This is a genomic window from Bradyrhizobium sp. CCBAU 21365 (assembly GCF_015291305.1).
Classification (GTDB): Bacteria; Pseudomonadota; Alphaproteobacteria; order Rhizobiales; family Xanthobacteraceae; genus Bradyrhizobium; species Bradyrhizobium elkanii.
Genome location: NZ_CP030036.1, coordinates 3,892,039 through 3,916,494 on the forward strand (window position 1 = coordinate 3,892,039; position 24,456 = coordinate 3,916,494).

A 24,456-nucleotide genomic window follows, 5' to 3' on the forward strand; every position below is an offset into this window, starting at 1 on the left:
CCAGACGCTTTTTTTACGTATGGCTCGTTTCATGAACCGTCTTTTTAAGCTGCAATTCCTGGGTCCGTGCGTGCTGTTCTTGGCGACGCTTAGTGCCGAGCTCGCGGCGCTGGCCCTGCAATATTCGCCGACCTCCGAGCTGCTCTGGTTCGTCAATCTCCGCATTTTCGGCATCTTCCAGCGCAGCCACGCCTTGCTCGGCGACTACGTGGCGATCGACGGCTTTCAGCTGTTCGGAATTGCGCTTCCGCTGCTCGTGCTGGCCTGCGTCGGGCTCGTCACCAAGGCGAGGCCGGTGTTCACCGTCGCGACCCACATGAGCGCAGGCTATGCGGGCTTTCTGCTCTACGCCTGGCATGCCGGCTCGCCCACCACGGCGCAAGCATCGCTCGGGCCGTTCGCGATCCCGACCGGTGCCGGATTGTATTTAATGGCGACCATTCTGGGGGCTTGCCTGCTGTCCTTTGCAATCACGCACCTGCTTTATTTCCAGGCCGTGGGACAGGAAATTGGCGCGTTGGCCAGGTGGCTGCGACCCCGCTGGACGATTGCGTCGACCGAGGCCTGATCAGCGCCTGAATTTTCGGTCGATGAAGCCCGGGCGTGCCGGCAACGGTCATGACCAGACTAAACAGCGTTGGTCCCTGGCAGGCATGTTGCCTCAATCGTTCGTATTGGGGTGCTGACGGTGCCGCTAGTTGTCAACGCGCGAGAGCACGTCGTTGATGACAAAACGAGAAGCCGCAGATGCGTCGCAGCTGCCGCTCCGTATATAGATGCAGGCGTCGGTATCGCCGACGGGCGCGCAACTGCGCTTTGTATAATCCGGAGGAAGATCCCCGGCCGCCTCCTCGCGCGCGATGACGCGGTTGAACGCCGGGCTCGCCGCCTGCAACACGGCCGACAGCCGTCCTTCCGCCACTGGGTCCTTAGGGTGAAACAAGTAAAGCGGTGCCCAACCGGCCAGTCGCTGCAGTCCCGGGAATGCCTGGAAGCGAATCCTGTAGAGCGCGAGACCGCAGCGCTGCGCATCACCGTGTAGCTCCGCTGCCAGGCGCGCCGCACCGACACCGCGCGTCCAATATTCCCGCGTGTCCGAGCTGGCGCCGGCGAGTCCCAGTGAGAGCAGAAGCCACCCACAGGCAACGACTGGGAACGCCCAGGCTCGCCACACATGTCGCGCCCGCAGCGCCTGTAGCCAATCGGCCGAGCCGAGCGCGGCCAGGATGACCAGCAGCACCGTCGACAAGAAGATGAAGCGTTCTTCCTTGTGGCCAATGAGGACGTGAAAGACAAGATTTACCAATGCCACGTCCAGCAATAATCGTGCATTCCGCCTGCCGCGCCAGATCGCCGCCAGGAAGAGCACAATCGCCCAGGACCAGACGTCGATAAATCTGATGAAGTAACCCAACGGCGAATGCAGGCCGAAGCTCGCTGCACGATCGAGTATCAAGTTCTGTTTGATATTTGCGATGAGCCAACCAAACGGCACAGCGCCATGGGCAGCATCGATTGCAGCAGCGACGAGTAGCGCGATCACGCCACCGACAACAAGCGGAATCACATTGCGCCAATGCGACCTGAATGCGCCGATGACGAGAATTGCGATGGCCGGTGCATATTGGAAGCGGCAAACGAAGGCGAGGCCGAGCAGGGCGCCCCCGATTACAATGCGTCGTCGCGAGGGGCGATCGGTCAGCAACAACGCCGCAGGCAAGATCAACGCGGTCGCGATGGGCTCGCCCAATGTGCGCGGCGCGAGCATAATGAACTCGAACCAGATCGCGGCAACAAAGGCCGCGATGGCGGCATGGGTTCGCGATACCCGCGCACCAAAGAACCAAGCGCTGATGACTATCGACAACGATGCGCACGAGGCAACAAGACGCGGCACCACGAAGGCAGCTTCGCCGCCAGGGGCAATCCAGTCGCCAAGGGCGACCGGTCCAGCCATCAGGGTCGGTAGGAACCAGCCGCGAATGCCGTCGCGCCACTCCCATGTGACAACACTATCATGGCCGAGCATTCGCCAGGCTGGCTCCAGGTATTGGAATATCTCATCAGGGTAAATGACGTTGGGCCAAAAGGCGGCCGGAATGCGTAGGGCCAGCGCTAGCGTGACCAAAGCGATCAAAGGACGTGCTGTCGAACGATCGACCGCGCCCGCAGGGCCAGACGCAGCATAGGTGCTCGTTCCGGTCATTGTCCCGCCGATCGTGTCGTATAGCAGAGTGTCCCCGAACGGATAGCGCCCAACCCCTTAAGTTTCCATAAGAGAACAGGCGTGGCAGATTGTCGAAAGCCGCAGGAAATGTTTGGCACGATGGATGTCCTGGCAGGCTCTCACGAAAACGGCGTGGTAGCCGATCGGGTAGATTACACGGTCAAAGTTGGTGAGGCGTTCGGCGGATCAAGGAGCGAACAAGGAGAGCCTGACGTAGCACAATCTTCAGTTGGAAATGCATCGCTGTGTATAGAGCTGCTTCCATCCTTGCTGCGCCGACAAATCGCCTAGATCCCTCGCTTTTCGAGACGCCGGAGGTTGTGGAACCGGTTCCTAGCATCGGCGCCAGCGTGCGCAATAGGAAACGGGTCGCGGAAGGTCGCTTTCTGGTTGCTCGCTGCAAAGTCGCAGTGTTAGCGTTCCGCGATTTCTTGGCGGGCAGGGGCCCATGAACAAGTTGGAAGCCGCGTTTCGCGAATCGGATAGTGCGCAGCCAGCAGATCGTCAAATTTCAGGCCGGGCGCGCATCCCGGAGCTGGATGGAATGCGGGGGATCGCGGTTCTGGCAGTCGTCATTGCTCACTACTTTGGCGAGGTGGAGCATGGCATTGTCGCCTTCACGTTCGGATGGCCTGGCGTAACAATGTTTTTCGTGCTCTCCGGATTTCTGATTGGCTCTATCATCCTGGAGCACAAGACGAGCCCGAATTTCTTCAGGGTTTTCTACATGAGGCGGGCGCTGCGCATCCTGCCTGTGTATTTCCTGACGATCTCCGCAACGCTGGGTTTCATCCATCTCTACGGCCCGGCGGGATGGATTGACGAGCCGTTTCCGGCTCTCTCCTATTTCACGTTCACCCAGAATTTCGGTGGCTCGCTTGGGATGATCTGGCTGCGCCCGACATGGACGCTCGCGGTAGAGGAGCAATTCTACCTTCTCACGCCATTGCTGGTATTCCTGCTGCCGGCCCGGCTGCTGCTGCCGTCGATCGTCGGCGGCATCGTGGCTTGCTATCTGGCCAGCGTCCTTCTCGGCTGGGACGGCTTCAATATGCGCGGCGCGGGGCCGCTGCTCTACAGCAGCCCTGTTCTCCTGATCGGTGTGTTTTCCGCCTACATCGTCCGGCAGCGCATTAAGCTTCCGGAAATCGTTCGGCTAATCATACCGCTGGCGTCCACGTCGGTTGTCGTGGCCGTCGCCGTGTTCGCACCGCGCAGCGCCCTCTATGCTGTCTGGCCGTTCATGGCGGCTCTGTTCGCGTACTGCATCCTGCTCATCGTGCAGGGACGGCGCTCGCCGATGTTTCTGCGGTCCAGAGTGCTAGTGGCCTTCGGCACGATCTCATATTGCCTCTACCTGATCCACCAACCCATCAACGGTGTGATGCACGGCCTCATGTTTGGCGGGACAGCCGATATCGCGACCGCGCCGCAGTTCCTTGTGACTTGCGCGGCTTTTGTCGTTTCGATCTCCGTCGCGGCGGCATCGTGGTTTGCTCTCGAAAAGCCGCTATTGCAGTTCGGACGGCAGAAGTCGTACCTCGACAAGGACAGCACGTCCCACTAGTGTCGCCAACGCTTCTTGTCGACGACGGCAGGGTGACGGAAGCGGGGTAGCGGCCTGCGACCCCGCTTTCTTTGTCGCCTGGTCGTTCACTGCGAAATGGAAGTCGTGATTTCGTGCTCTAACACTTGCCCCGCGTCGGCATCCAGGCGGATAGCAGATAGAAGCAAATTGCTACGATGAGCAAATAGCGGAAGCCGAGCAAGGTCGAGAATGATTCGGTCAGGCCGCCAATGACAGATCCCGCGATATTCGATCCGAATGCCTGATCGGGATTGCCTTCGTCACGGAACGAGCGGGCAAAGATCACGCCCGCGAAGAACATCGGACCAAGCGAGAGCGCGCAAGGGATGGCGTAACGCCAGACGATGCCACCGCTCAGGAACGCATCCAGAGGCACCAGCACCGTGACCGCCAGTAGCGTGAGCAAACCGGCATAGTGCCGCGGCAGCTGTATGGATGGTACCTTGATCACGTAAAGATTGGCGGCGAGAATCAATAGCAGTGCAGTGAAGAAAACCGCCGAGTTGACCAGCCAGGTACTGCCGAACAGCAATGCCATCTGCACCACTGCCTTGGTTTCGAGCAGCATGAACGCCGCGCCAAGAAAGAACATTCGATTGTTGGGTTGCCAAGCCCCTTTCGGCTTAAAGAAATAGATCAACCCGAACCCGAGCACCCCGAGCAGGATGATCGAACGAATGGTTAGATCAGGGATAAGCTTTCCGCTGACGTAGAGGAACGGCCAGTCATCGCTGGTCGATTGCTTCGCTCCTTCGCTGTCGACGACTAGTTTTGCCGGAGCCAACGGCAGCCAGTCGCCGCTCTGAGCCGTCTTGTCTGGCGATTTGTCGAAGCCATTGACCAAGAGGTTTTCCGGCGGAACTGAACTTAGCCAAAACTTGCCGCGCTCGCGGAACGCGTTGGAGATACGCGGATTGCAGCCGGCGATGATCGTCGTAAATCCGACGGCTTCGGACGATGCCAGTGTATCTGAGTACAGCAGGGGCAACACAAGCGGATCGCAGCCGAAGACCTTCTTGGCCATGCTCGCCACGCGTTGGACGATCCAGCCCTTACGGTAGTAATTGTACATCACGAAAATGCCGTCGGATTTTAGCACGCGGCGGACGTCTTGGAACGCCTGCTCGGTGAACAAGTAGCTCTCGAGTCGAATGTTCGCGTAGCCGCTGTGCAGGATCAGCGAATCCACGAGCGCATACACGACGAGATCGTATTTGTGCTCTGTCGCGCGCAGGAAATGCCGACCGTCATCGAGATGCGGGAAGACCCTCGGGTCTTGGTAAGGTTTGTCGGGATGCTGGTGGATACCAACGTTTTGGATCACAGGATCGATTTCAACCGCATCAATGCGGTCTACGCCGAACCGCAACGCATGCGCCACGTCGTTGCCGGAGCCGGCACCGATGATCATGACATCCTTGAATGGCGGGCCGCCGCTATGCTTTTGCAGCAGGTGGATCAACGAATAGGACGAGCCGCTGTCGTTGAACGGAATCATCATCTGATGACCGATCGTGTTGACGAAGATTTCGCCGTTCGACTTGTTCAGGTCGATGGCGTAATAGGGCGACCAGCGGGTTTCGTGGATACCGGAACGATCAGTGTAGAATAAGCTGAATCCCGCGGCCACGACCAACGCCACGATCCGCGGGACCAACAGGGCTTTGTCCTGATGCAGGAGATAGGCGATGCCGGCGCAGCAGATCGCGAACCAAGCCGCCGGCGGTGCTTGTGCGAACGACAACAGCGAGAACCCCACGATGCCGGCGAGGCTGCCGCCGATGTTTAAGGAATAGCCGGCGACACGATTGGAATAGGCATCGAAGGCGCGCCCGAGCATCTGACCGAGTCCGACAAACATCAGTGCGATCAGGACGAAGAACAGCCCGGCGATCGCTTCGATCGGGACGACGAATTTGGCGAGATCTGGATTGCGATATTCGGTACCGAAGAACACTTCCTGTGGCGAAGCCTGACGGCCGACGTCGATCGCGAACCCCCAATTTGTATACAATTCCATGGTCACGAGTGCCGCAGTGAAGGTCATGACGGCCAGCCCGGGGAACAATGCAAGCCAGTTGGTAGTCCGCCGCGCGGCAAGACAACCACAAGACATTCCGAGGAAGGCCGCGAGCAGTACAACGTTGGTAAAGAACTGAAGGAAAATGACCTTCGCGGAGAACCAGCGAATGCAGGCCAGTTCGAGAAACAAGATCAGGAAACCGACGAGGAAAAGGTTAAAGCCGACCTGTCGTTGATTTAGGCCGTCGCCAGCAATCATTCCAAGCATGGACTTTGCCCCGCAAAACTCTACCTGTGGGGCTCGAAAAATCGTGTCCCGGCGGCGGCCCCTAACTCGCTGGGCCTCACTGTAGGTCGCTATTCGACCCCCGGGAAGGGCCGTGGAGGACTCATGGAGCACGCCCGCGCCTTCGAGCCGTCAAATCAAAGGCCAGCCATAGCGCTCGAGATCTTGGTGATTCCGCCGGCCAGAGCAGCCGAGATGCTGGTGTCGGTCTTGAAAACCGCGATCACGACAGCGACGATGCAAGCCGCAACGATGATGTACTCGAATGATACTACGCCGTCCTTGTCGGCGCGCAGACACTACAAAGCTTCCGTGGTGTTCACGTAAAACTTCGACATGGAAAATCCTTATACCGAGATGAATTATACAAATTTCCATCGGCGGGCAATCCCAGTGCCAATGGCGCCCATTTCGGCGATGATCAGCCTGAACCTAGGTTTCGGAAATCGCAAGTTTGAATCGGATCCAGAACTATTTCCGGTTTTTCCCGATAGACATAGACCTTCCGGGAAACTACGGTGCTATGCGACGGATGTGCGCGTGCCATTCACGAACAACTGGAAATCCTGATTCTTGAAGCTTCCCGTAGTTCCCCGGTCGTGAACTCGAACCGAGTTGCGGCGACGATGCCAATATGGCTGGGAAAGGCTGGCGCCGGGAGTTTGAGGATCCGATAGAGCTAGCGGACGGGCGCGTGCCGACCACGCCGCACCACGCCGCCAGTTATGTCCAGAAGCTGCCGAAAGCAGAACATGATCTGCCGCACTGGCAGACTGCGGTCGAGCACCCGATCTATGCACGGAGCGCGGGCCTGCCTGGACGCTGTTGGCGTGGATGGCGATGAAGCAGGCGCTGAACCATGGCCAGCCAAGGGAAGAGCGAAAGAGGCCTGTGAAGGCCTATAGGATTCGCCGATGAGCGAAGTCTCAGATCATGACCCCGTACCAAATCACGAGCGCGAAGATCACCAGCAAGACGATTGTGATGATTTGTTCGCCAACGGGGATTGGCTTTTTGTCCATGACGGCCCGCCCCTCTGTGCGCGGGAGTGGGATGCTGCAACGGGCCGTTGGTTCATCAGCACAGCGGGCCGCTTAAAATGCGTGCGTGCGGCCATTGGCTCTAGGCCCAGGAAGGAAATGCAAAATCCTGACGGCTCGAAGTCTGCACCCTCCCTGGCCAAATGATCATGGCCCAAACGGACTATCCGCCGAGCGAAAATTGACACAGGTTGCATCGAAAAGGGGGCCGGTTTCTCCGAAACATGGCGCCACAGCGCAGATTTAGTCTGGGAATCGATGCCTCCTGATCTCCCTGATGAGCACCAGCCGCCTGGCCTGTGCAGCATTGAGCCGGCCCTCGAACAAGACGAAGACCTCTCGCGCCTCGACGTAGACGTCCATGTTGATGGAATTCTGATCGAAGCCATATGATGCCAGACGCGCCTCGATTTCGGTCGCAGCAACAGGATCGAGCCGCCAACTCAGCGCGTTTTGCCGTGTGTAGTAGTCGGCTTCGTCCTCGAACTCCGGCGCGATCCCGGCCATGTCGATCCGGCGTAAGGCGGCCTCAATCGCCTGTTGCCGATAGGTCGCAAGCAGCCGGTGGCGCAGCACGCGGTAGCGCTGGGTCTCCCAGGAGAGTTCGGCAACGTCGATCGCAAGCAGCCATTCGATGGCCGACCGCGGCGCCAAATCAGCAACGTTCGCCTGGCGTAGCGCGTGGTAGTGGTCAAGCCGTTCACCGGAGCAGGGGAGGCGGCGCCAACACCTCAAACTCGACCGGCAGCGTTAGCTCATGCGCAGTTTGGAATGGCCCGTTCATTGTGGGGAAGCCTCCGACCCAAGGGGGGAGGGGGCGGCCGCGCTGACGGCGGCAGCGGTCATCGGGCTGTGAATCGGACTTGCCGTCCACAAGTCCTGCGCCACCTGCAATGGCTCGATCTTCAGGTTCGCCCACCAGGCCCTTTCATTGCCATACCGATGCAGTTCGTGGTGATGGGCGCGACACAATGGGACGGTGTATTCGTCGCTGACCTTGCGGCCGAGAGCTCTTGGTTGGGCGAACTTCAAATGGTGGGCATCGGACGGAGTTTGCCGGCAAACGAGGCAGGGCTGGTCCCCGACAAACAACAGATGCGCCTTGCAGCGCTTGCGGGGCGGCTCCTTGGGACGGGCCAACGCGGCCTCAGGTGCAGCTGGTAGGTGCGCCTGAGGCGTAGCCTCGGTGCTAGCTGGAGCGTTCGGGAGCGGATCCGGCGACAGGCCTGCGTCATAATCGAAGGGAGATGCCTGTTCGACCGTCCCGAGGCGGTCGGCTTCCTGCAGCTTGGTCTGATAGGCGGCCTCGACGAGCTTGGCGTCCGGTTCCAAGAGCGTGTTTTTGAGCTGAAGGCTAGCCTTTGCCCAGGTGAGCAGGTCATCGCCGGGAGGCAGGACCGCGAGCTGGCTCAACAGCCGCTCCCGGAGCTCGGCCGACTGCGGGGGACCCAACACCGGCGCGCGGTTGAGAACGCCCCTGGCAGGCTTGGCCTTCGGGTCCGGGAGCGCTTGCGGCGCCGCGGCCGGTGGACCGGCCATTGCGTGCGGGGCGTCGAGATCGTCCTCGCCGGCGATGCCGACCAAAGCAAACAGCGCGTAGCGGCGGGCATAGGTCAAGGCCGCGCCCATCCGGTGCGGCGCCTCGGTGTCCTTGGCGGCGCAGACCGGAAGGTCGGAGGAGATCCATTCGCCGGAGGAATGGGCGAGCAGGGTGGTCAGATGAATCTGCCCGGTTGCCACCTCAAGGCGGGTGGTCTGGACGGTGGCGATCTCCTGCCGGCTGAGGGTTTTGCGGACGATGTCGAGGCCAGAGGCGAGCGACGCATAGCGGAATGTTTGGGGCTCCTCGCGCGGAAACGGCGACCGGATCGTCGCGGTCAGGGTCTTTTCCGGGTTGGTCAGTTCGGCTTGCGCGCGGGCGAGTGCCGCTGCGATCGCGCCGATGCTTTCACTTGACCGATGCATGGACGCCCCCCATCTCGACCGCTTCAAAGCTGATGGCGCCGGACTTCGAGCGCTTTGCTCTGACGCCGTGTCCCGTCGCTTCCTTGGCATCCTCCGGCAGGAGTTTCTTCAGTTCCGACTTGGCGGCTTCATGATCACCATGCGCAACCCGCGTTCGCAGGTAGCACGCCGCAAGCTCCGCCCAGTGGTTCGACGACGACATGTCGACGATCCGCACGGCTTCTAGCTTCGACCTCGGCGTTTCGACGCCAAACAGCGTCGGCTGTTCGCCAGTCTGAACGCAGCGCCAGAATTTTCGTTCGGCCGTCAAGAGAAGATGCTGGTAGAGCGGATCGGCACAGATCGTGATCTCCACCCATTTTCCGCCGCCCGTGATAATCGAAAGTACGGAGGTGCGGGCAGACACCACCCACATGTTGTGCTGCAGTTGCGCCATATGTTTTTCGACGGCGGCTTCTTCGGCGAAAGACCAGGGCAGCATGAACTTGGCTTCAAACACCGCGCCGGTGTCTTCGATCATACCGTCGAGCGTGGCCGCCATCCATTTATGGACCGGATGGCGAACGCGCCGCTGGATATCCTTGATCCTGTGCTTTGTGCAGCGCTCATACCAGGTGCGGTTGAGATCCTCGGTGACTTTACCCAGCTGAACGATCAGATTCTGAGAAAGGTCTACGGGTTCGGTTTCGCCTCGCTTCTCCTGCCAGAGCCGAATGAGATTGCCTTCATCGTCGCCCATGATGATGCGGGCATCGGAGCCGCCGATGAAGGTGCGGCGATCCTGTCCATTCAACATGCGTCCTGTCCTCGTGTCTGGGTGATTTATGATCAGGCGGCGGTCACCGCCCACAAGGTCGGCGCGTCGTGGCCTGCAAACCTGGTCCAGACGAGCGCCGTTAGGCCCGGCGGGCACCAAACTCTGCCCCCTTCTCCCGCGCGTAGCTGGGTGCGGCGTCTGGCTGAACCGCTTCACAACGAACGCTTGATACGGATCGAGCCGGAGCTTGCCGTGGTCGGCTCTGTCAGAGCTAATGAGCCCGTAAACCGATTACGTCATGACCTATTCGCGGTCGTAGGAGGTCGCAGCGCCAACTCGAACAGGTCCGGCCGGCAGCTCTGCTGCTTCGACATTCTCGCAAACGGCGTGCCCGGTGCGGATCGTTGGGACGGGCTTCACCAGCAGGTGCTGGTCTCCTTTGCAGCCAGCATCCTGAGCAATGTTCGAGGTAGAACTGAGAATATGTTTGCACCGCGTGACGTGCGCGAAAATAAGATTCGTCGTCCGTGAGGCTGGGATGTTTGAAACACCCGGTGGCCGGCAGGTCGATATCGCCGCTGCGATTGCGACGTCGGCAATGACTTGCGTTCCGACCGCGGCTCCTGAAATTTTAGTAGATGGCGCGACGTTGTCTAACGTGTACGACAGATAGCTGTGACGCCAATTTGGGTGCGGGAGTATGCCCTTCGATCGGGTCTACCGGTTCACGCGGAACGACATCGAATTGCTCCGTTGCCGATCGAGTAGTTCGCTGACGCAATCGGCAATCCGCTTTCCCGCTTCTCTGAACGCGGGGGTAGATCCGATATGCTTGAGCCCGAATTCCCTTTTCCGTTGTCATATCGTGCGGTTCTGCAACCTCGAGGTCCGCCTCATGGACCGCTGCGGCTGTTCACGCGGCTTGCCCCGCCTCGCAAAGCGCGCGAACAGACCGTTCAACCCGACCTGGCGGGGATCATGCCGGCAATGGCCGGCAATCATCCCTTGAATTATATCCAGGCCTCCCAACTGACCTTGGGGCGCGGGCGCCGGGGTCGTCGAGCTGCCGCGGCGGTCCGAAACCAGGACGTTAGATGCCGGTGGCGCGCGGCCCAGGCCAGCATGGCGCAGGAGATGCCGAGATCGTCATGCTTGCCCGCGCGGCAGGTGTAGACGGTCCCGCTCTGACGGCGCTCGACATCGAGTTCGCTGAGCTGCTCAAACGCCTTTACGAGTTCGGGCGCGGCGGCGAAACGCACCTGGTTGGCTTGCATGAAACCATGGAATTGCTCGATCAGGAAGCTCCGGCCGACGGTGTACACCAGGATCGCGCCGTGGCCACAGAGGCGCCGTTCAACCACCGTGCCATCACCGGACCGGCTGATCTGCAGCCCGATCACCCGGGGTCCGAATGTCTGCTGCAAAACCTCGGCATAGCTTGCATCATTGCTGAGGTCGGCAATGACCAAGGCGTTGTGGCCCCACCGGCGATCCACCTCAGCCAGCGCGTTGGCCCGTCCCGAACCGTAGAGCTGTTGGGGCAGTTCGACTGCTTCGCGAAGTCCGATCAGACCTTCGCCGCCAGGACTGTTGCCCCCGATCACCGCAGTCGAGCGATCGCGGGTGCGCCCGACATCGTGAGCCAGAAGGAGAGGGTGAAAAATTCCCCATGTCGTCACGTCGTAGGGATTGTAATTCATCGGAATAACCTCGCAGTCGAGAGGGAACGGAAGGGATTGGGGGCCGCGCGCGGAACGTCAGCGTCGGGCAGCAGCGCTGCGCCGACCGGTGCCAGCGGAGGCGTCACGCAGATCGCTCGATCGAACAGCTCCCAGGTGAACGGGCTCGTATGGGCGCCTGCAGGGATGCCCAGATACTCCCGCTTGTAAGCGTCTTCGCCGAGCGCAGCGCGCTCCTGCTCGAGAAATTCGGCTGTCAGCGGGAAGTCCGGCATGCCCGCGGTGGCCCGCAGTCTCATCCAGCAGTCGCCCTCGCTCTCCCAGGCCTGCCAGAACGGATCAGTCCGACTCCAGGCCGTTGACAGCATCGCAAATCGTGAATGCGCAAAGCGCGCGCGCATCGGACGGACCGCTGCGATCAGGTCGGTCGAGAGCCGTGCCGCCTCGTCGGCAATGATCCAGCCGTCAACCGATAGGCCCCGGATTGAGTCATCGCTGCCGGGCAGCGCCAGGACGCGCGAGCGGTTCTTCAGTTCGAGGCCATAGGTGTTGTCGACGTCGAGATCGAGCCGCGCGGCCGTCAATGTATCGTTCACCCGCCTTACCGCTTCACCACTTTGGCGCTGCGATGGACAAACCACCACCGAAAGGCTGTTATTATGATGGACCATGTGATGTGCGATGGCCCATGCTGCGGTCGTTGTCTTGCCGATCTGCCGCGCTGTGAGGGCGAGGATTTGAACGCCCCGCGGGGCACGAAGGAATTGTTTCTGCCAGGCGGAGGGTGTCTCGCCGACGATCTCTTCCACCCACAGCGCCGGATCGAGCTTGTAGGCAGCATCACGCAAGCTGTTCATCGTTCATCTCCAGGAGGGCTCGGGCGAGTTTTTCTTTCAGCTCCGGTTCGTGATCGAAGCGAAGGATGAGGCGGTCGACGAGGTCGTCAAGATCGCCGTTGTTCGGCACCGGCGCGCTCCTGTTTGCCTCGTTATGGGCGGCGAGCCGGGACAGGCTGTCGAGCGTCTGGCGCACCGAGTTCAGGCCGGAGAGCGCCGTCTTCAACGAGCCCTCCGCTGCGGCCTGGCGTGCGATGCCATCGATGCGGTCTTTCAGCTCGGCATAGGCGTTGCCGAGCTGGCCGGGTGAGGGAAGACACGCCGCCGCGGCGGTCCCTCGCGCCGCCTCCTTCATGATCAGGCTGGAGGAGGCAAGCTTGAGACAGTTGGTGCGGTGGCGATGCAGGCTCGACGGATTGATGCCATAGTCCTGGGCAATCTGGCTGCCAGGCTCTCCGGCGGCCAGCCGCCGGTCGATCTCGGCCCGCTTCACATGCTGGCAGGTGCTGCACTTCCTGGACATCGACCCAAACTCCGATCACGCAAACACTGATTTGAGCGAGGCTTTGGTCAGATCCTGCGATGGGCCGGTCTTCCCGAATTGTCTCGCTTGGGCCAGGGCGTCCCGAATCGCAATTCCGAAAGCGACGCTTTGCCACTGGTTAATTCCATGTGAAAGTGGATGGCTTACAGGTTCGTTAATCGCGGCGACGCGACCGCGGGTCGCGTTGTCGACGGTCGGGATTGATGAGTGCCGGGAAGGGGCCCGTGGCACTCTAGCATTCCGAATAAGGGTGAGCTTCCCGAAAAATCTCGGTTCGCTATCGCGGGAGGCCAAAAGCGCTTCGTTTAAGTCAGCTAGTTCGGCATCAGCACGGCATCGACGCGGCGGCTGTTTCGTGTGCTGATGACGATGGCGCCGTTGCGGGTGGCGAATCTCGCACCGAGAAGCCGCGGCACTTTTTCCGTCAACGACGACGGCAGCGGAATCATTCCGCCGGTGACGGGATCGCCGACGTTGATCGGCGCGACGGCTGCGCCGCCCGAAGGCGCTGCCTTGATGTACTCCCTTATCAGCTGAATCTCTTCACGCGAGAGGCTGAGCGCGGCCTGTTCGCCTGCGCCGTCAGGCAGCTTCTTGTCCGCCTCGGCCTTGTTTTGCGCATCTTCCTGCTGGGCGGCATCGCGTTTTGCGACTTCGACCTGTTCGAGTCGTGCGAGGCGTTCCCGCAGCGGGGCGACCTCCCGCCGCAACGCAGCGATGTCCGACTTCAGCGAAGAAAGCTGACCAAGTGCAATCGCGGCGGCAACGCAGGCGACGACCGAGATCAGGCTGAGGCACGCCACCGCCAGCCCCGTCAATCCGCCTCGACGATCGGCACGACGATCCGGGATATCCTCCGCGGATCGCCGTCGCCGCGCGGCGGCGAATTTGGGCATGGTCGTGCCGAGCAAGCTGACCAGACCGGATAGCCACGAAGCCGTGCGGTTCGTCGCTTGAAACGAGCCGAATGCAGGCGCAGGGACGATCGGAGAGTGCGCCGAGGGGATGTCGGGAGCAGTAGCCGAACGGCCCTGGCCGGATGGCTGGCGGCTATCGTGATCCTCGCGCGTCACGCCGGGGAGCTCGAGATCAACGCCGTCGGGATGGTCGATTGCGGTGTCCGCACCTGGATGGCGCGTGTCGGCTGCAACAGCGTCCAATTGTTCCGTTTCCTGTGGATCGAGTCTTTGCTCGATGCGGGCGGTTTCAAGCGAGCGCCACAACGAGAGCCCCGAATCGGTGATCTGCAGGCCCGCATCGTTGATCGATGCCCATCCCGATTGGAAGACGTCGGCGTCGCCAAGCTCGGACGGCCGCTTCGACTGCGTGGCTTCATCGCCGGCCGCGATCATGCGCTTGACCTCGCGGCTGACCTCATCGATCGCGATCCGCTCCCCGGGCCTTGCGGCCAGCACACTCAGGATCGCCAGATTGAACCTCATGCGGCGCCTCGCGATGCCCGATCAACCAGCCGTGCGGCCGTTCCTCTCCCGTGCAGGCGACGTGCGAGCCTCAGCGGGTCGAAGCGGATCAATCATGCCGGCACGGACGTCGGTCAGTCAGGGAGTCGAGCAAGTGTACCGGCTCCCCAAGGGGCAAACAATCCGGCACCAGACCTACGACAGATGGATAAGTCGCTCCGCAAACGCGACGCGTCGGGATCGCGTTCGCTGCGCGCCTCAGAGAAACTCGCGAAGCCTGGAGAGCTCGATCACATGCTCGGGTGACAGCACGTCGGGGACGAGGGGAGGCTGCGACTTGGTCCGGATCTCGTAAAGATGTCGCGTCTTCTCGGGCTTGCCCATGAAATCCCGAATGCATTGATCGAGCGTTCCGTTGACGACCATATAGGGCGCGCGATCCTCTCGCCTCGCGTTGTTGAGCGAAGGCCATTTGTAGAGGTGGGCCGCAGCTTGGAAGTCCACCTGATGAGATTGGTCGGTCATTGCAAAATATCTAGCCGAAAAAGCCCTGCGCGGCAAAGTCAGCCGGCTGATGCGTGAGCCGGTGCGGCAATACGCGCAAGCTTCGTGCGGTCGTCCATCGCAGAAGCCGCCGTCATGCAGACCCCCTCGCGCAGTGGCGGCGCGCGTTGACGACTCGCTCGTTCGCGGCGCCAGCAGCCGCGACGACGCGTGCTGGATTGACTCGATTTCAGAATGTTCCTATTTTGTTCTATAGTCAATTTCCGCGTCCGGAGACGGGCGGCTTCGGTCAGGTCAGGGATGAACGGGTCGAGATGGCAGCCGCAGCCACCATCCTTCATGCGGACCTCGATGCTTTCTACGCATCGGTCGAGCAACTGCTCGAGCCGTCGCTGCGCGGCAAGCCGATCGCCGTCGGGGGCGGGGTTGTGCTTGCGGCGTCCTATGAGGCCAAGGCCTTCGGGGTGCATGGCGGCATGTCGGGGCGGGAAGCCCGCCAACTGTGCCCGCAACTTGTTTTCGTCGGCGGCCATTTCAGCGATTACCAGCGGCTGGGCGACGCGGCCATCAAGGTGATCGGCGACTTCACGCCGCTGGTCGAGCGAATTTCGATCGACGAGGCGTTTGCGGATGTTGCCGGCTGTACTCACCTGTTCGGAACGCCTGCCGAAATAGCCGCGTCGATCCGGCGGCGCGTGCGTAGCGAGCTCGGCCTTCCGATCTCGGTCGGCGTCGCCCGCACCAAGCATCTGGCGAAGATCGCCTCGCAGGTCGCAAAGCCCGACGGACTTGTCGTCGTTGATCCCGACGCCGAACTAAGCTTCCTTCACGAATTGCCGGTTGAGTTGATGTGGGGGGTAGGGCCGGTCACCAGGGCCCGGTTGGGCGCGATCGGCGTTGCGACGATCGGTCAGCTCGCCAAATTGTCGGAACGGTCGCTGACGCGCTTGCTCGGTCCGGCAGCGGGCGAGAAACTTGCCGCGCTGGCCTGGAATCGCGATCCGCGACAGCTCAAGCCACACCGGCGTGCGCGATCCGCGGGAGCACAATCGGCGCTCGGCCGAAAGCCTGCGATCGAGCAAGTCATTCGGCCAACACTGCTTCATCTCGCCGACCGCGTCGCCACACGGCTTCGGGCGAAGTCGCGGCCTGGACGAACCGTGACGGTGCGCGTCCGCTTCGCCAACCTGAAGTCGGTGACGCGCTCGATGACGCTCGATGCGCCGGTGTGCACGACCATCGTCCTGGCCCGGCTCGCCGAGAATCTGGTGCGCGCTGCCCTTGCCGACCATCCCGGCGCGAAGATCATCTCGCTGTTGGCGATCTCGGTGTCGCATCTCGAGGAGCATTGGGATCTTGCGCTGGAGCTTCCACTCGGACTGGAGGACGAAGCGCTTCGCCCTGGAAGCCCGACAGGGATCGCCCGCTGGGCGGCGGACCGTGCGATCGACAAAATCCGCGATCGCTTTGGCTGGGAGGCGATCGGATATGGTTCAGCGGCGCTCGAGGCGGTTCATTCGGTGCCCGATGCGTTTCGCAAGCTTGCCGAGAGAGACCTCTAACGCTCGCCGGTTCACGTATCTGTCACTGCATTAAGAAAAGGCAATTTGGAATCGCGCGCTTGTGAGTGGCGACCTGGCACGGCCGGCCTATCTTGAGCGTGCGGAGGGACAGCCATGAAGTACAGCGCCGAACTGATTCAGACGATGCGCGATGCGTTGGATGCAGTCATGGCAAGCGTGCCGGCGGATCAATCCGTGTTCGGTCTCAAGGCCGCTGTTGCGGAATGCATCCTGCGAGCCGCGGCTCACGGTCAGACATCGTTCGACGGGCTCGTGACGTCAGCATCCGATCAGCTTCAATCGATCATCTCGATGCTGACCTAGGCGATCGGGAATGCACGCGACCATCGCGCTCGCCTTGCCGCGCGGTGCGCTGATGATGCAATCGCTCGGGCCGACGGTTCTCTCAGGGCAGCGATACGACCCGTAGATTGTTGGTTGTTCCCGCTTGTCCAAAGGGAATGCCGGCGACAACGACCAGCAGATCGCGGCTCGATGCAAACTGCTCTGCATGCGCGAATGTAGTTGCGCGCTCGACCATCTCCTCATAGCTCTGAACGTCGTCGGAAAGCACGCTGTGAGCGCCCCAAAGCAGGCACAGGCGGCGGGACACTTCGCGGCTCGGGGTGATGGCGAGGATCGGGCGGCTCGGCCGCTTGCGCGCGACGCGTGCGGCCGTCGTGCCGCTCGACGTATAGGCCACGATGGCGGCGGCGTGAACGACGGAGGCGAGATCGGCCGCTGCCGTTGCCACGGCGTGCGGTGGCGTCTGCTCTTCGCCGGGCTGGGTCGCCTCGACGATCGAGCGGTACATCTTGTGTTGTTCGGTGCTGCGGATGATGCGGTCCATCATCTCGACCGCCTCGCGCGGATATCGCCCTGTCGCGGACTCCGCCGACAGCATCACTGCGTCTGCGCCGTCATAGATGGCGGTCGCAACGTCGGAGACTTCCGCACGTGTCGGCGTAGGGGCGGCGACCATCGAGTCGAGCATTTGCGTGGCGACGATCACGGGCTTCACCGCGAGACGGCAGGCCCGCACCAGCTCCTTCTGGCGCCCCGGCACGTCCTCATGCGGGATTTCGACGCCGAGATCTCCCCGCGCAACCATGATGGCGTCGCACAACTGGATGATGTCGTCGATCCGTTCGAGCGCCGCCGGCTTCTCGATCTTGGCCATCAGACCGGCGCGGTCCCCAATGAGACCTCTCGCCTCGATGATGTCCGAGGGCTTCTGCACGAACGACAGAGCAACCCAATCCACGCCAAGTTTCAGGCCGAACTCCAGATCGAGGCGATCCTTCGCGGTCAGCGGTGAAAGATCGAGGACCGTGCCCGGCAGATTGACGCCCTTGTGATTCGAGATCGTGCCGCCGACGATCACCTTGGCTTCGATGAAATCGTCACCGAGCCCGGTAACGCGAACGCGGACCCTGCCGTCGTCGATCAGAAGGTCATGGCCAGGGGCAACGGCGGCAAAGATCTCCCGATGCGGGAGGGGAATTGCGGTTCGGTCGCCATCCGATCCGGACAAAACGAATCGAATGGTCTCTCCGGCCGCTGCGGCGATCTTTCCATCGCGCAAGGTGCCGACGCGGATCTTCGGACCCTGGAGGTCCATCAGGATGCCGATCGGCCGGCCGACTTCCTGTTCCAGCTTTCGGATCGCCGCGTGAATGCGTGCGTGATCGCTCTGCGTTCCGTGACTGAAGTTCAGGCGGAATGTATCGACGCCAGCCAGCAGCAGCGCCTCGAGCATCTCGGGGGAACTGCTGGCGGGACCGACGGTTGCGACGATCTTGGCGCGTCGATGGCGGCGCATGGGTCACCTCATTGCTGGCTTGATTCCCGGCTTGCCGGCTGCAATCAGCACGGCGCGGATATCGTTGACATTGGTAAGCGTTGGCCCGGTGCGCACGAGGTCTCCAAGGCGGTCGAAGAACGTATAGCTGTCATGGGCAGCCAGGTGCGCCCGTGCGTCAAGCAGGTTCGCGGCGGCGCGCCGCAGCGTATCCGGACCGATCAAAGCGCCAGCCGCATCTTCCGTTCCATCAATTCCATCGCTGTCGCCCGCAATGGCCCAGATATCGGATGCGCCGGACAGGGCGACGGCAAGCCCCAGCAGGAATTCGGTGTTGCGGCCGCCGCGTCCCGCCGGCCCGCGCCCGATCGTCACCGTCGTTTCGCCTCCGGACAGCAGCACCGTGGGGGCGGGCCCTGGCTGCGCGTGCCTCGCGACTGATAGGGCGATGCCGGCCATCACGGTTCCGAGTTCCCGTGCCTCGCCCTCGATCGCGTCGCCAAGGACGATCGGCGTCAAGCCTTCGTCTCGGGCGGCGTTGGCCGCAGCGTCAAGCGCATGGAATGGAGCGGCAAGGATGCGGACGTCGGCATCGATCTCGCCGGGCTTGGGCGTCTCGTCCGCTTGTTCAAGCACAAGCCGCGCCGCTTCCGGCAGGTCGATGGCAAACCGGCCAACGATCTCCAGCGCATCGGCTTTTGTGCTGCTGTCCGGCAGCGAGGGACCGGAGGCAATCGCCGCGGGATCGTCGCCGGGAATGTCTGAGATCACGAGGGTCGTGACGCGGGCGGGGCGGGCGGCCAGCGCCAGCCGCCCGCCCTTGATCGCGGACAAATGTTTGCGGACGACGTTCATCTCGGCAATTGTCGCGCCGCTTGCGAGGAGTGCCCGATTGACCGCCTGCTTGTCGGCGAGAGTCATCGGAGGTGCCGGAAGGGTCATCAGCGCCGAGCCGCCGCCGGACATCAGGGCGATGACGAGATCGTCTGCCGAAAGCCCCTCGACGGCGCGCAGCATGCGAAGGGCAGCGGCCTCGCTCGTGTCATCCGGCACGGGGTGAGACGCTTCGAGCACTTCGATGCGGCCGGCTGGAACCGAATGGCCGTGGCGCGTGACGACGACCCCCAAAAGCTCGACGTCAGGCCATGCCGCGTCGAGGCCCGCCGCCATTGCCGCCGACGCCTTACCTGCGCCGACGACGATGCATCTGCCCTTCGGCTTTGCCGGCAGGGCGTCGGCAATCGTGATCCTTGGATCGGCGCTCGCGATGGCGGCGTCAAGGATTCGCCGCAGGGCGGTCCGAGCTCGCACATCCGTCCATTTGTCGTTCAATCGTTTGCGCTCCGGCCAACAGGTCTCTTGTTATGGCGCCTTCTCGAGACGGTCGTAAGACACGGATGCGTCATCAGGGAAGACCTTTGCGCGAGCGATTGCGGCGCTTGCCGTCGCTTCACTGCCGAGAATGAACGCGCGTCGCATCGGCTTGATCAGGAGCAACGCGGTGAGGGCAGCGGTGGCATTGAGTGCAACCGCGACGATGAACACGGCCTGCCAGCCGAGCTGGGAAGAGATGATGCTCGCGAGCGGCACGAGCAGCACCGCCGTGCCCTTCGCCGTGTAGAGCATGCCGTTGTTGGTGGTTGCGTATTTGGCGCCGAACGTGTCGCCCGACGTCGCGGGAAACAGGCTGTAGATTTCGCCGAAGACGCCGAAATAGATCGCCGTGGCCAGCACGAAGACAACCGGAACGTGACCGTAGGTGGACAGCGTCAGCAACATCAGCGCCGCAGTCGCGAACGCGATGAACATCGTGTGCTCGCGGCCGATATTGTCGGAGACCCAGCCAAAGAGCGGACGGCCGAAACCATCGAAGACGCGATCGAGCGAGATGGCAAAGGTCAGTGCCGCCATCTGGAAGCCCGCCAGCGTGACCGGCGTGTCCGCGATCTTGAAGTCATGGGCGATCGGTCCGATCTGCGCGGCGGTCATCAGCCCGCCGGAAGCCACCATGACGAACACCAGGTACATGACCCAGAAGATCGGGGTGCGCAACACCTGGGGCGGGGTGTAGTCGATCGCGCTTTGCGGCAGATTGAGACGCTTTTTTCTGGGTGCTTCGACGCCATGCGGTGGCCGGACGAACCAGGCCAGCAGGATGACGATGAGGCCTTGCCCGATCCCGAAGGTCAGGAAGGTGCTCTGGTAGCCGCTGGCGGCAATCATGTTGGCAATCGGGACGACGGTGAGCGCCGCACCGGCGCCAAACCCGGCGGCGGTTGCCCCTGCGGCCAAGCCGCGCCGGTCTGGAAACCATTTCAGCGCATTGCCGACGCAAGTGCCGTAAACGGCGCCGGCGCCAATGCCCGCGACGATTGCTGCCGCATAGAGCGTGACGAGAGAGGAGGCGTATGAGTTCATCACCCAGGCCAACCCGATCATCAGCCCGCCGAACATGATGACGATGCGGGGGCCGTATTTGTCCACGAACCAGGCCTCCACCGGCACGAGCCATGTCTCCGTCATCACGAAAATCGTGAAGGCGAGCTGGATGGCTGGACGACCCCAGTGAAACTTCGCGTCGATCGGGTCAACGAACAGTGTCCACCCATATTGCAGGTTGGCGATCATCGCCATGCAGACGATGCCGATCGCCAGCTGCAGCCAGCGGAAGCCGCCGGGCGATGATGCCGGTTTCGTGGAGTTCATGTGTGCTCCTGAGGCAGATAACTGTCGTTTGGGCCGGCTGCGTCGGGCTATCGTCCCGCCGCGCCTACTGACGAAACTCGTTGGTCAACTCGCCGATTCCGTCGATCGCGACGGTGACCGTGTTGACGGGCTCCTTCATCACCCCGACGCCAATCGATGTCCCGCAGCAGATCAGGTCGCCCGGCAACAGCGTCATGTCGTGCGAGATCTTGCTGACCAGCGTCTGTGCGCTGAAGATCATGTCCGCGATCGGGTAGTTCTGGCGCTCGACGCCGTTCAGGATGGTGCGCACCACAAGGCTTGCGGGGTCGAGGCCTGAGGCAATGACGGGACCGAAGGGGCCATATCCGTCGAAGCCCTTGGCCCGTGCCCATTGCGGGAAGGTCGGGTCGCGATTGAGGATGTCCGCGGCGGTGACGTCGTTGGTGCAGGTGTAACCGAAGATGAAGGCGTCGGCCTGCTCGGGCGCGACCGCGGTGCAGCTCCTGCCGATGACGATGCCAAGCTCGCCTTCGTAGGTCGTCTTGCCATCGTAGCCCAAGGGGCGCGTGATGATCGCGCCAGGCGTGGTGACGCTGGTTGGCGCTTTCAACAGGTACAACGGTTCGGCAGGCTCAGGTGATTTCAGCTTCTCCGCCAGTGCGTGAAAATTGTTCCAGAGCGCGATGATCTTGCTCGGTTGCGTCGGGGCGAGCAGCTCGACGTCGTCCAGCGCCAGCATTTGTCCAGTCGGTCGCGGGTCGCCGAACATGTCCCCTTCGTGCACGGAGATGCCGGACGGGGTGAGTTGCCCGAAGCCGATTTTGTCATGGTGGCGGAAGCGGACCCAGCGCGTAACATTGGCCATCGGGATCACGCCACCGCCAGCGTTTCTGCCGCTGCGGCGCCGGCCGCCCCGTCATAGAGGCCGGCCAGCCTGGTGCGCTGCGCGACCAGGGCCAGCACCGCATCGAGGGCGGGTGTCGCGATCCCGGTCATCCGGCCCATCTCCTGCACCACGGTGATCAGCGGATCGATCTCGACCGGACGTCCACGCTCGAGATCCTGCAGCATCGAGGTCTTGTGCGCTCCGACCTTGCGCGCACCTTCGATGCGGCGTTCGACATCGACCCGAAACTTGACGCCGAGGCTTTCCGCAATCGCCTGGGCCTCCAGCATGATCGCTCTGGACAGCGCGCGCGTGCCCGGATTGCTGCAGATCACGTCGAGGGTCGCGTGGGTGAGGGCGCTGATTGGATTGAAACAGACGTTGCCCCACAGCTTGAGCCAAATCTCGTCACGGATGCGGTCGAGGACGGGCGCTTTCATGCCCGCGGCCGCGAACAGCTCGGAAAGTTTCTGGACGTCGGGTGTGATCTCGCCGGAGGGCTCGCCCAGCGGAAAGTTGTTGCCGTAGACGTGGCGGATCACGCCGGGCGCCTCAATTTCGGTGGCGGGGTAAACCACGCAGCCGATGGCGCGTTCGGGGCCCAGCTCGTTCCACTGCCGACCGCCAGGATCGATGCTCTCGAGCGTCGATCCTTCGTGCCGACCACCATGCTTGTGGAAATACCAATAGGGAATGCCGTTGACGGCGGTGACGATGCGGGTCCGATCGCCCAGCAGCGGTCGCATCGGCTCGATGACGCCGGTGATCGAATGCGCCTTGAGGCAAATGATGACGTAATCCTGCTCGCCGAGTTCGGCGGGGCTGTCGGTACAACGAGGATGCACGACGCGCTCCTCGTCGCCGATCAGGAGCTTCAGGCCGTTCTGCCGCATTGCGGCGAGATGCGCGCCGCGTGCGACCAGGCTGACATCGGCGCCAGCGCGCATCAATTCGACACCGAGATAGCCGCCGATCGCACCGGCGCCGTAGATGCAGATTCTCATGAGATCCTCGCAAGCAGAATGGGGACACAGCAGGAGCCGCAGCGGCTCGAACCGAGTAGCGTGGCAATGGCCTTGGGTAAGTCTGTCAGGCCGCGCAGGCGGCTTCCTCGAAAGCAAGGGTGATGTCCCGCATGCTCACGACGCCGACGAGCCGGCCGTTGTCGATGACGGGGATATGGCGGATCCCGTGACGGGCCATGAGTCGCTCGACATCCGTGAGCGCATCTTGCGAATTGCAGGACACCAGCGGCCGCGGCGAAATGAACTGCGCGACTTTCATGGCAAGACCATTGGTGCCGCGCTCGGCGATCACAGCAACGACGTCGCGCTCGCTGAACATTCCGACCACGGCGGCGTCCTTGCTGCGCGAGGCGCTTCTGACCACGAGGGCGCCGACATTGCTCGCGTACATCAGGTTCGCCGCAATGCTCACGGTTTCGTTGGAGCCGATCGCCACCAGGTGTGGACTGTTGTTGCGAAGGATGTCCCCGACGTACATGGCAGCGTTCTCCCGGTTGCGTGATTAGGTCGTCTCGAAATAATCGTGGTATACATTATCCCAGAAGTCAAACAAAAGAATCGAGCCATTTAAAAGAAGAATGGCAAAAATACTGACCTATTCGCAGATTTCGTTCCCTTGACTCCTGAGCGTTATGGTATGCCATATGCCAATTCTGGCGCTCGTTCTCGACGAGCAATTTCGTTCTGAACCGCAACCGGTTAGGGGCAAGTCGTGATGAAAAGAGAGCCGATCCGGCGCAAGCCATCCGATCCCGATCTTCGCGCGCAGCCGGATCTGGACGCGCGCGACGGCGGTGTTCAGTCCGTTGATCGCGCCATGCAAATCCTGGAGACACTTGCAGAGGATGATGAAGGCTATCGGCTGACCGATCTGGCGATCCGTACCGGCCTGTCGCCCTCGACCGTTCATCGTCTGCTGACCACGCTCGAGAACCGCAGGTTCGTGCAGTTCGACCGCGAGGAGTCCAAGTGGCACATCGGCGCCCAAAGCTTCGTGGTCGGCTCGACCTTCGTGCGCCGGCGGAATTTTGCCGCGCAGGCGCTGCCTTATCTGCGCAAGCTGCGCGACCAGACCAGGGAAACGGCCAATCTTGCCGTGGTCGATGACGAATCCATCATTGTCGTGTCCCGCATTGAAAGCCGTGAGATCATGCGCTCGCTGACCAAGGTCGGCGGACGCGTCGCGATGATCGCCTCGGGAGTGGGCAAGGCGGTGCTGGCCACCTATTCCGATGCCGACGTCAACGCGATCATTCGCCGCCAGGGCATGCCGCGGCTGACGGAAAAGTCGATCGTGCGGCCCGGCGAGTTGTTCAAGGAATTGGAGATCGTGCGGCGTCAGGGGTATGCGGTGGATGATGAAGAGGCGCGCCTCGGCCTGCGCTGCGTGGCCGCGGTCGTCTTCAATGATTGCAACGAACCATATGCCGCAATCTCGGTATCGGGCATGGCCGACAGGCTGACGAACGAACGCTTGCCCGAGATCGGCACGATCGTGCACCGGATCGCAGCCGAACTCACGGCCGAACTTCGCGGGAACCGCACGCAGCAAGCGCAGGCGTAAGGCTGGCTGCGATTCCGTCCGCAACGATTTCCATTTCTACGCTGAGGCTAATCGTTTGAAG

The 24,456-nt window shown here is 62.0% G+C and carries 23 protein-coding genes; 7 read left to right on the forward strand and 16 right to left on the reverse strand.

Annotated elements, in window-relative coordinates; genetic code table 11:
- Window positions 1-31: 31 nt before the first annotated feature.
- Complete coding sequence (locus tag XI02_RS17620) at window positions 32-568, forward strand: hypothetical protein (protein ID WP_172648086.1); 537 nt, start codon at window positions 32-34, stop codon at window positions 566-568.
- Between the two features lie 126 nt (window positions 569-694).
- Here XI02_RS17620 and XI02_RS17625 read toward each other — a convergent pair whose 3' ends face one another.
- The gene (locus tag XI02_RS17625) at window positions 695-2,206 is read right to left on the reverse strand and encodes a 4-amino-4-deoxy-L-arabinose transferase (RefSeq protein ID WP_172648085.1); all 1,512 of its coding nucleotides are present in this window, start codon (window positions 2,204-2,206) and stop codon (window positions 695-697) included.
- Between the two features lie 469 nt (window positions 2,207-2,675).
- Here XI02_RS17625 and XI02_RS17630 point away from each other — a divergent pair, with 469 nt between their 5' ends.
- Entirely contained in the window at window positions 2,676-3,794 is a 1,119-nt protein-coding gene (locus XI02_RS17630; protein WP_172648084.1) for an acyltransferase, read from the forward strand.
- Between the two features lie 118 nt (window positions 3,795-3,912).
- Here XI02_RS17630 and XI02_RS17635 read toward each other — a convergent pair whose 3' ends face one another.
- Window positions 3,913-6,105: a hypothetical protein gene (locus XI02_RS17635; RefSeq protein ID WP_172648083.1), complete on the reverse strand. Its 2,193-nt coding sequence runs from the start codon at window positions 6,103-6,105 to the stop codon at window positions 3,913-3,915.
- Between the two features lie 123 nt (window positions 6,106-6,228).
- Here XI02_RS17635 and XI02_RS17640 point away from each other — a divergent pair, with 123 nt between their 5' ends.
- Window positions 6,229-6,450, forward strand: a complete 222-nt coding sequence (locus XI02_RS17640) for a hypothetical protein (protein ID WP_172648082.1) — start codon at window positions 6,229-6,231, stop codon at window positions 6,448-6,450.
- 587 nt (window positions 6,451-7,037) lie between these two features.
- Window positions 7,038-7,310: a hypothetical protein gene (locus XI02_RS17645; RefSeq protein ID WP_172648081.1), complete on the forward strand. Its 273-nt coding sequence runs from the start codon at window positions 7,038-7,040 to the stop codon at window positions 7,308-7,310.
- A gap of 96 nt (window positions 7,311-7,406) precedes the next feature.
- Here XI02_RS17645 and XI02_RS17650 read toward each other — a convergent pair whose 3' ends face one another.
- The 8 genes from XI02_RS17650 to XI02_RS17685 form a co-directional block, all read right to left on the reverse strand.
- Window positions 7,407-7,817: a hypothetical protein gene (locus tag XI02_RS17650; protein WP_244980690.1), complete on the reverse strand. Its 411-nt coding sequence runs from the start codon at window positions 7,815-7,817 to the stop codon at window positions 7,407-7,409.
- A gap of 126 nt (window positions 7,818-7,943) precedes the next feature.
- Window positions 7,944-9,128 (reverse strand): ERF family protein, encoded by a 1,185-nt coding sequence (locus XI02_RS17655; RefSeq protein WP_172648080.1) that lies wholly within the window; start codon window positions 9,126-9,128, stop codon window positions 7,944-7,946.
- Window positions 9,112-9,924 (reverse strand): YqaJ viral recombinase family protein, encoded by an 813-nt coding sequence (locus XI02_RS17660; protein WP_172648079.1) that lies wholly within the window; start codon window positions 9,922-9,924, stop codon window positions 9,112-9,114. Before XI02_RS17660 ends, XI02_RS17655 begins: the two co-directional genes overlap by 17 nt.
- 971 nt (window positions 9,925-10,895) lie before the next feature.
- Window positions 10,896-11,585, reverse strand: coding sequence for a hypothetical protein (locus XI02_RS17665; protein WP_172648078.1), 690 nt, complete (start codon window positions 11,583-11,585; stop codon window positions 10,896-10,898).
- Entirely contained in the window at window positions 11,582-12,373 is a 792-nt protein-coding gene (locus XI02_RS17670) for a terminase large subunit domain-containing protein (RefSeq protein ID WP_172648077.1), read from the reverse strand. The genes XI02_RS17665 and XI02_RS17670 overlap by 4 nt, the downstream gene beginning before the upstream one ends.
- 31 nt (window positions 12,374-12,404) lie before the next feature.
- Window positions 12,405-12,893, reverse strand: a complete 489-nt coding sequence (locus XI02_RS17675) for a hypothetical protein (protein WP_172648076.1) — start codon at window positions 12,891-12,893, stop codon at window positions 12,405-12,407.
- 365 nt (window positions 12,894-13,258) lie between these two features.
- Window positions 13,259-14,386, reverse strand: a complete 1,128-nt coding sequence (locus tag XI02_RS17680) for a hypothetical protein (protein ID WP_172648075.1) — start codon at window positions 14,384-14,386, stop codon at window positions 13,259-13,261.
- A 237-nt stretch (window positions 14,387-14,623) separates the two neighbouring features.
- Window positions 14,624-14,890, reverse strand: a complete 267-nt coding sequence (locus XI02_RS17685) for a hypothetical protein (protein WP_018270931.1) — start codon at window positions 14,888-14,890, stop codon at window positions 14,624-14,626.
- Window positions 14,891-15,183: 293 nt separating this feature from the next.
- Here XI02_RS17685 and dinB point away from each other — a divergent pair, with 293 nt between their 5' ends.
- Window positions 15,184-16,431 (forward strand): DNA polymerase IV, encoded by a 1,248-nt coding sequence (gene dinB / locus XI02_RS17690; protein WP_172648074.1) that lies wholly within the window; start codon window positions 15,184-15,186, stop codon window positions 16,429-16,431.
- Between the two features lie 114 nt (window positions 16,432-16,545).
- Window positions 16,546-16,755, forward strand: a complete 210-nt coding sequence (locus XI02_RS17695) for a hypothetical protein (protein ID WP_016846027.1) — start codon at window positions 16,546-16,548, stop codon at window positions 16,753-16,755.
- An 82-nt stretch (window positions 16,756-16,837) separates the two neighbouring features.
- Here XI02_RS17695 and pyk read toward each other — a convergent pair whose 3' ends face one another.
- The 6 genes from pyk to XI02_RS17725 form a co-directional block, all read right to left on the reverse strand.
- The gene (gene pyk, locus XI02_RS17700) at window positions 16,838-18,253 is read right to left on the reverse strand and encodes a pyruvate kinase (RefSeq protein WP_018270933.1); all 1,416 of its coding nucleotides are present in this window, start codon (window positions 18,251-18,253) and stop codon (window positions 16,838-16,840) included.
- Between the two features lie 3 nt (window positions 18,254-18,256).
- A complete protein-coding gene (locus tag XI02_RS17705; RefSeq protein WP_172648073.1) occupies window positions 18,257-19,564 on the reverse strand; it encodes a glycerate kinase in 1,308 nt (435 codons plus the stop codon).
- A 30-nt stretch (window positions 19,565-19,594) separates the two neighbouring features.
- The gene (gene oxlT / locus XI02_RS17710; protein WP_172648072.1) at window positions 19,595-20,938 is read right to left on the reverse strand and encodes an oxalate/formate MFS antiporter; all 1,344 of its coding nucleotides are present in this window, start codon (window positions 20,936-20,938) and stop codon (window positions 19,595-19,597) included.
- Window positions 20,939-21,002: 64 nt separating this feature from the next.
- Entirely contained in the window at window positions 21,003-21,785 is a 783-nt protein-coding gene (locus tag XI02_RS17715; protein ID WP_016846031.1) for a fumarylacetoacetate hydrolase family protein, read from the reverse strand.
- A 5-nt stretch (window positions 21,786-21,790) separates the two neighbouring features.
- Window positions 21,791-22,810 (reverse strand): 2-dehydropantoate 2-reductase, encoded by a 1,020-nt coding sequence (locus XI02_RS17720; protein WP_016846032.1) that lies wholly within the window; start codon window positions 22,808-22,810, stop codon window positions 21,791-21,793.
- Window positions 22,811-22,895: 85 nt separating this feature from the next.
- Entirely contained in the window at window positions 22,896-23,309 is a 414-nt protein-coding gene (locus XI02_RS17725) for a CBS domain-containing protein (RefSeq protein ID WP_016846033.1), read from the reverse strand.
- A gap of 237 nt (window positions 23,310-23,546) precedes the next feature.
- Between XI02_RS17725 and XI02_RS17730 the strand changes: the two genes are divergently transcribed.
- Window positions 23,547-24,395: an IclR family transcriptional regulator gene (locus XI02_RS17730; RefSeq protein WP_172648071.1), complete on the forward strand. Its 849-nt coding sequence runs from the start codon at window positions 23,547-23,549 to the stop codon at window positions 24,393-24,395.
- The last annotated feature ends 61 nt before the right edge of the window (window positions 24,396-24,456 follow it).

Bases quoted from the DNA above. Each gene is read 5' to 3' on its own strand.
- XI02_RS17665 (WP_172648078.1), bottom strand. From the start codon at position 11,585: ATGAATTACAATCCCTACGACGTGACGACATGGGGAATTTTTCACCCT.
- XI02_RS17685 (WP_018270931.1), bottom strand. From the start codon at position 14,890: ATGACCGACCAATCTCATCAGGTGGACTTCCAAGCTGCGGCCCACCTC.
- XI02_RS17725 (WP_016846033.1), bottom strand. From the start codon at position 23,309: ATGTACGTCGGGGACATCCTTCGCAACAACAGTCCACACCTGGTGGCG.
- XI02_RS17625 (WP_172648085.1), bottom strand. From the start codon at position 2,206: ATGACCGGAACGAGCACCTATGCTGCGTCTGGCCCTGCGGGCGCGGTC.
- XI02_RS17635 (WP_172648083.1), bottom strand. From the start codon at position 6,105: ATGCTTGGAATGATTGCTGGCGACGGCCTAAATCAACGACAGGTCGGC.
- XI02_RS17645 (WP_172648081.1), top strand. From the start codon at position 7,038: ATGAGCGAAGTCTCAGATCATGACCCCGTACCAAATCACGAGCGCGAA.
- oxlT (WP_172648072.1), bottom strand. From the start codon at position 20,938: ATGAACTCCACGAAACCGGCATCATCGCCCGGCGGCTTCCGCTGGCTG.
- XI02_RS17630 (WP_172648084.1), top strand. From the start codon at position 2,676: ATGAACAAGTTGGAAGCCGCGTTTCGCGAATCGGATAGTGCGCAGCCA.
- pyk (WP_018270933.1), bottom strand. From the start codon at position 18,253: ATGCGCCGCCATCGACGCGCCAAGATCGTCGCAACCGTCGGTCCCGCC.
- XI02_RS17660 (WP_172648079.1), bottom strand. From the start codon at position 9,924: ATGTTGAATGGACAGGATCGCCGCACCTTCATCGGCGGCTCCGATGCC.
- XI02_RS17640 (WP_172648082.1), top strand. From the start codon at position 6,229: ATGGAGCACGCCCGCGCCTTCGAGCCGTCAAATCAAAGGCCAGCCATA.
- XI02_RS17720 (WP_016846032.1), bottom strand. From the start codon at position 22,810: ATGAGAATCTGCATCTACGGCGCCGGTGCGATCGGCGGCTATCTCGGT.
- dinB (WP_172648074.1), top strand. From the start codon at position 15,184: ATGGCAGCCGCAGCCACCATCCTTCATGCGGACCTCGATGCTTTCTAC.
- XI02_RS17680 (WP_172648075.1), bottom strand. From the start codon at position 14,386: ATGAGGTTCAATCTGGCGATCCTGAGTGTGCTGGCCGCAAGGCCCGGG.
- XI02_RS17730 (WP_172648071.1), top strand. From the start codon at position 23,547: ATGAAAAGAGAGCCGATCCGGCGCAAGCCATCCGATCCCGATCTTCGC.
- XI02_RS17655 (WP_172648080.1), bottom strand. From the start codon at position 9,128: ATGCATCGGTCAAGTGAAAGCATCGGCGCGATCGCAGCGGCACTCGCC.
- XI02_RS17695 (WP_016846027.1), top strand. From the start codon at position 16,546: ATGAAGTACAGCGCCGAACTGATTCAGACGATGCGCGATGCGTTGGAT.
- XI02_RS17715 (WP_016846031.1), bottom strand. From the start codon at position 21,785: ATGGCCAATGTTACGCGCTGGGTCCGCTTCCGCCACCATGACAAAATC.
- XI02_RS17620 (WP_172648086.1), top strand. From the start codon at position 32: ATGAACCGTCTTTTTAAGCTGCAATTCCTGGGTCCGTGCGTGCTGTTC.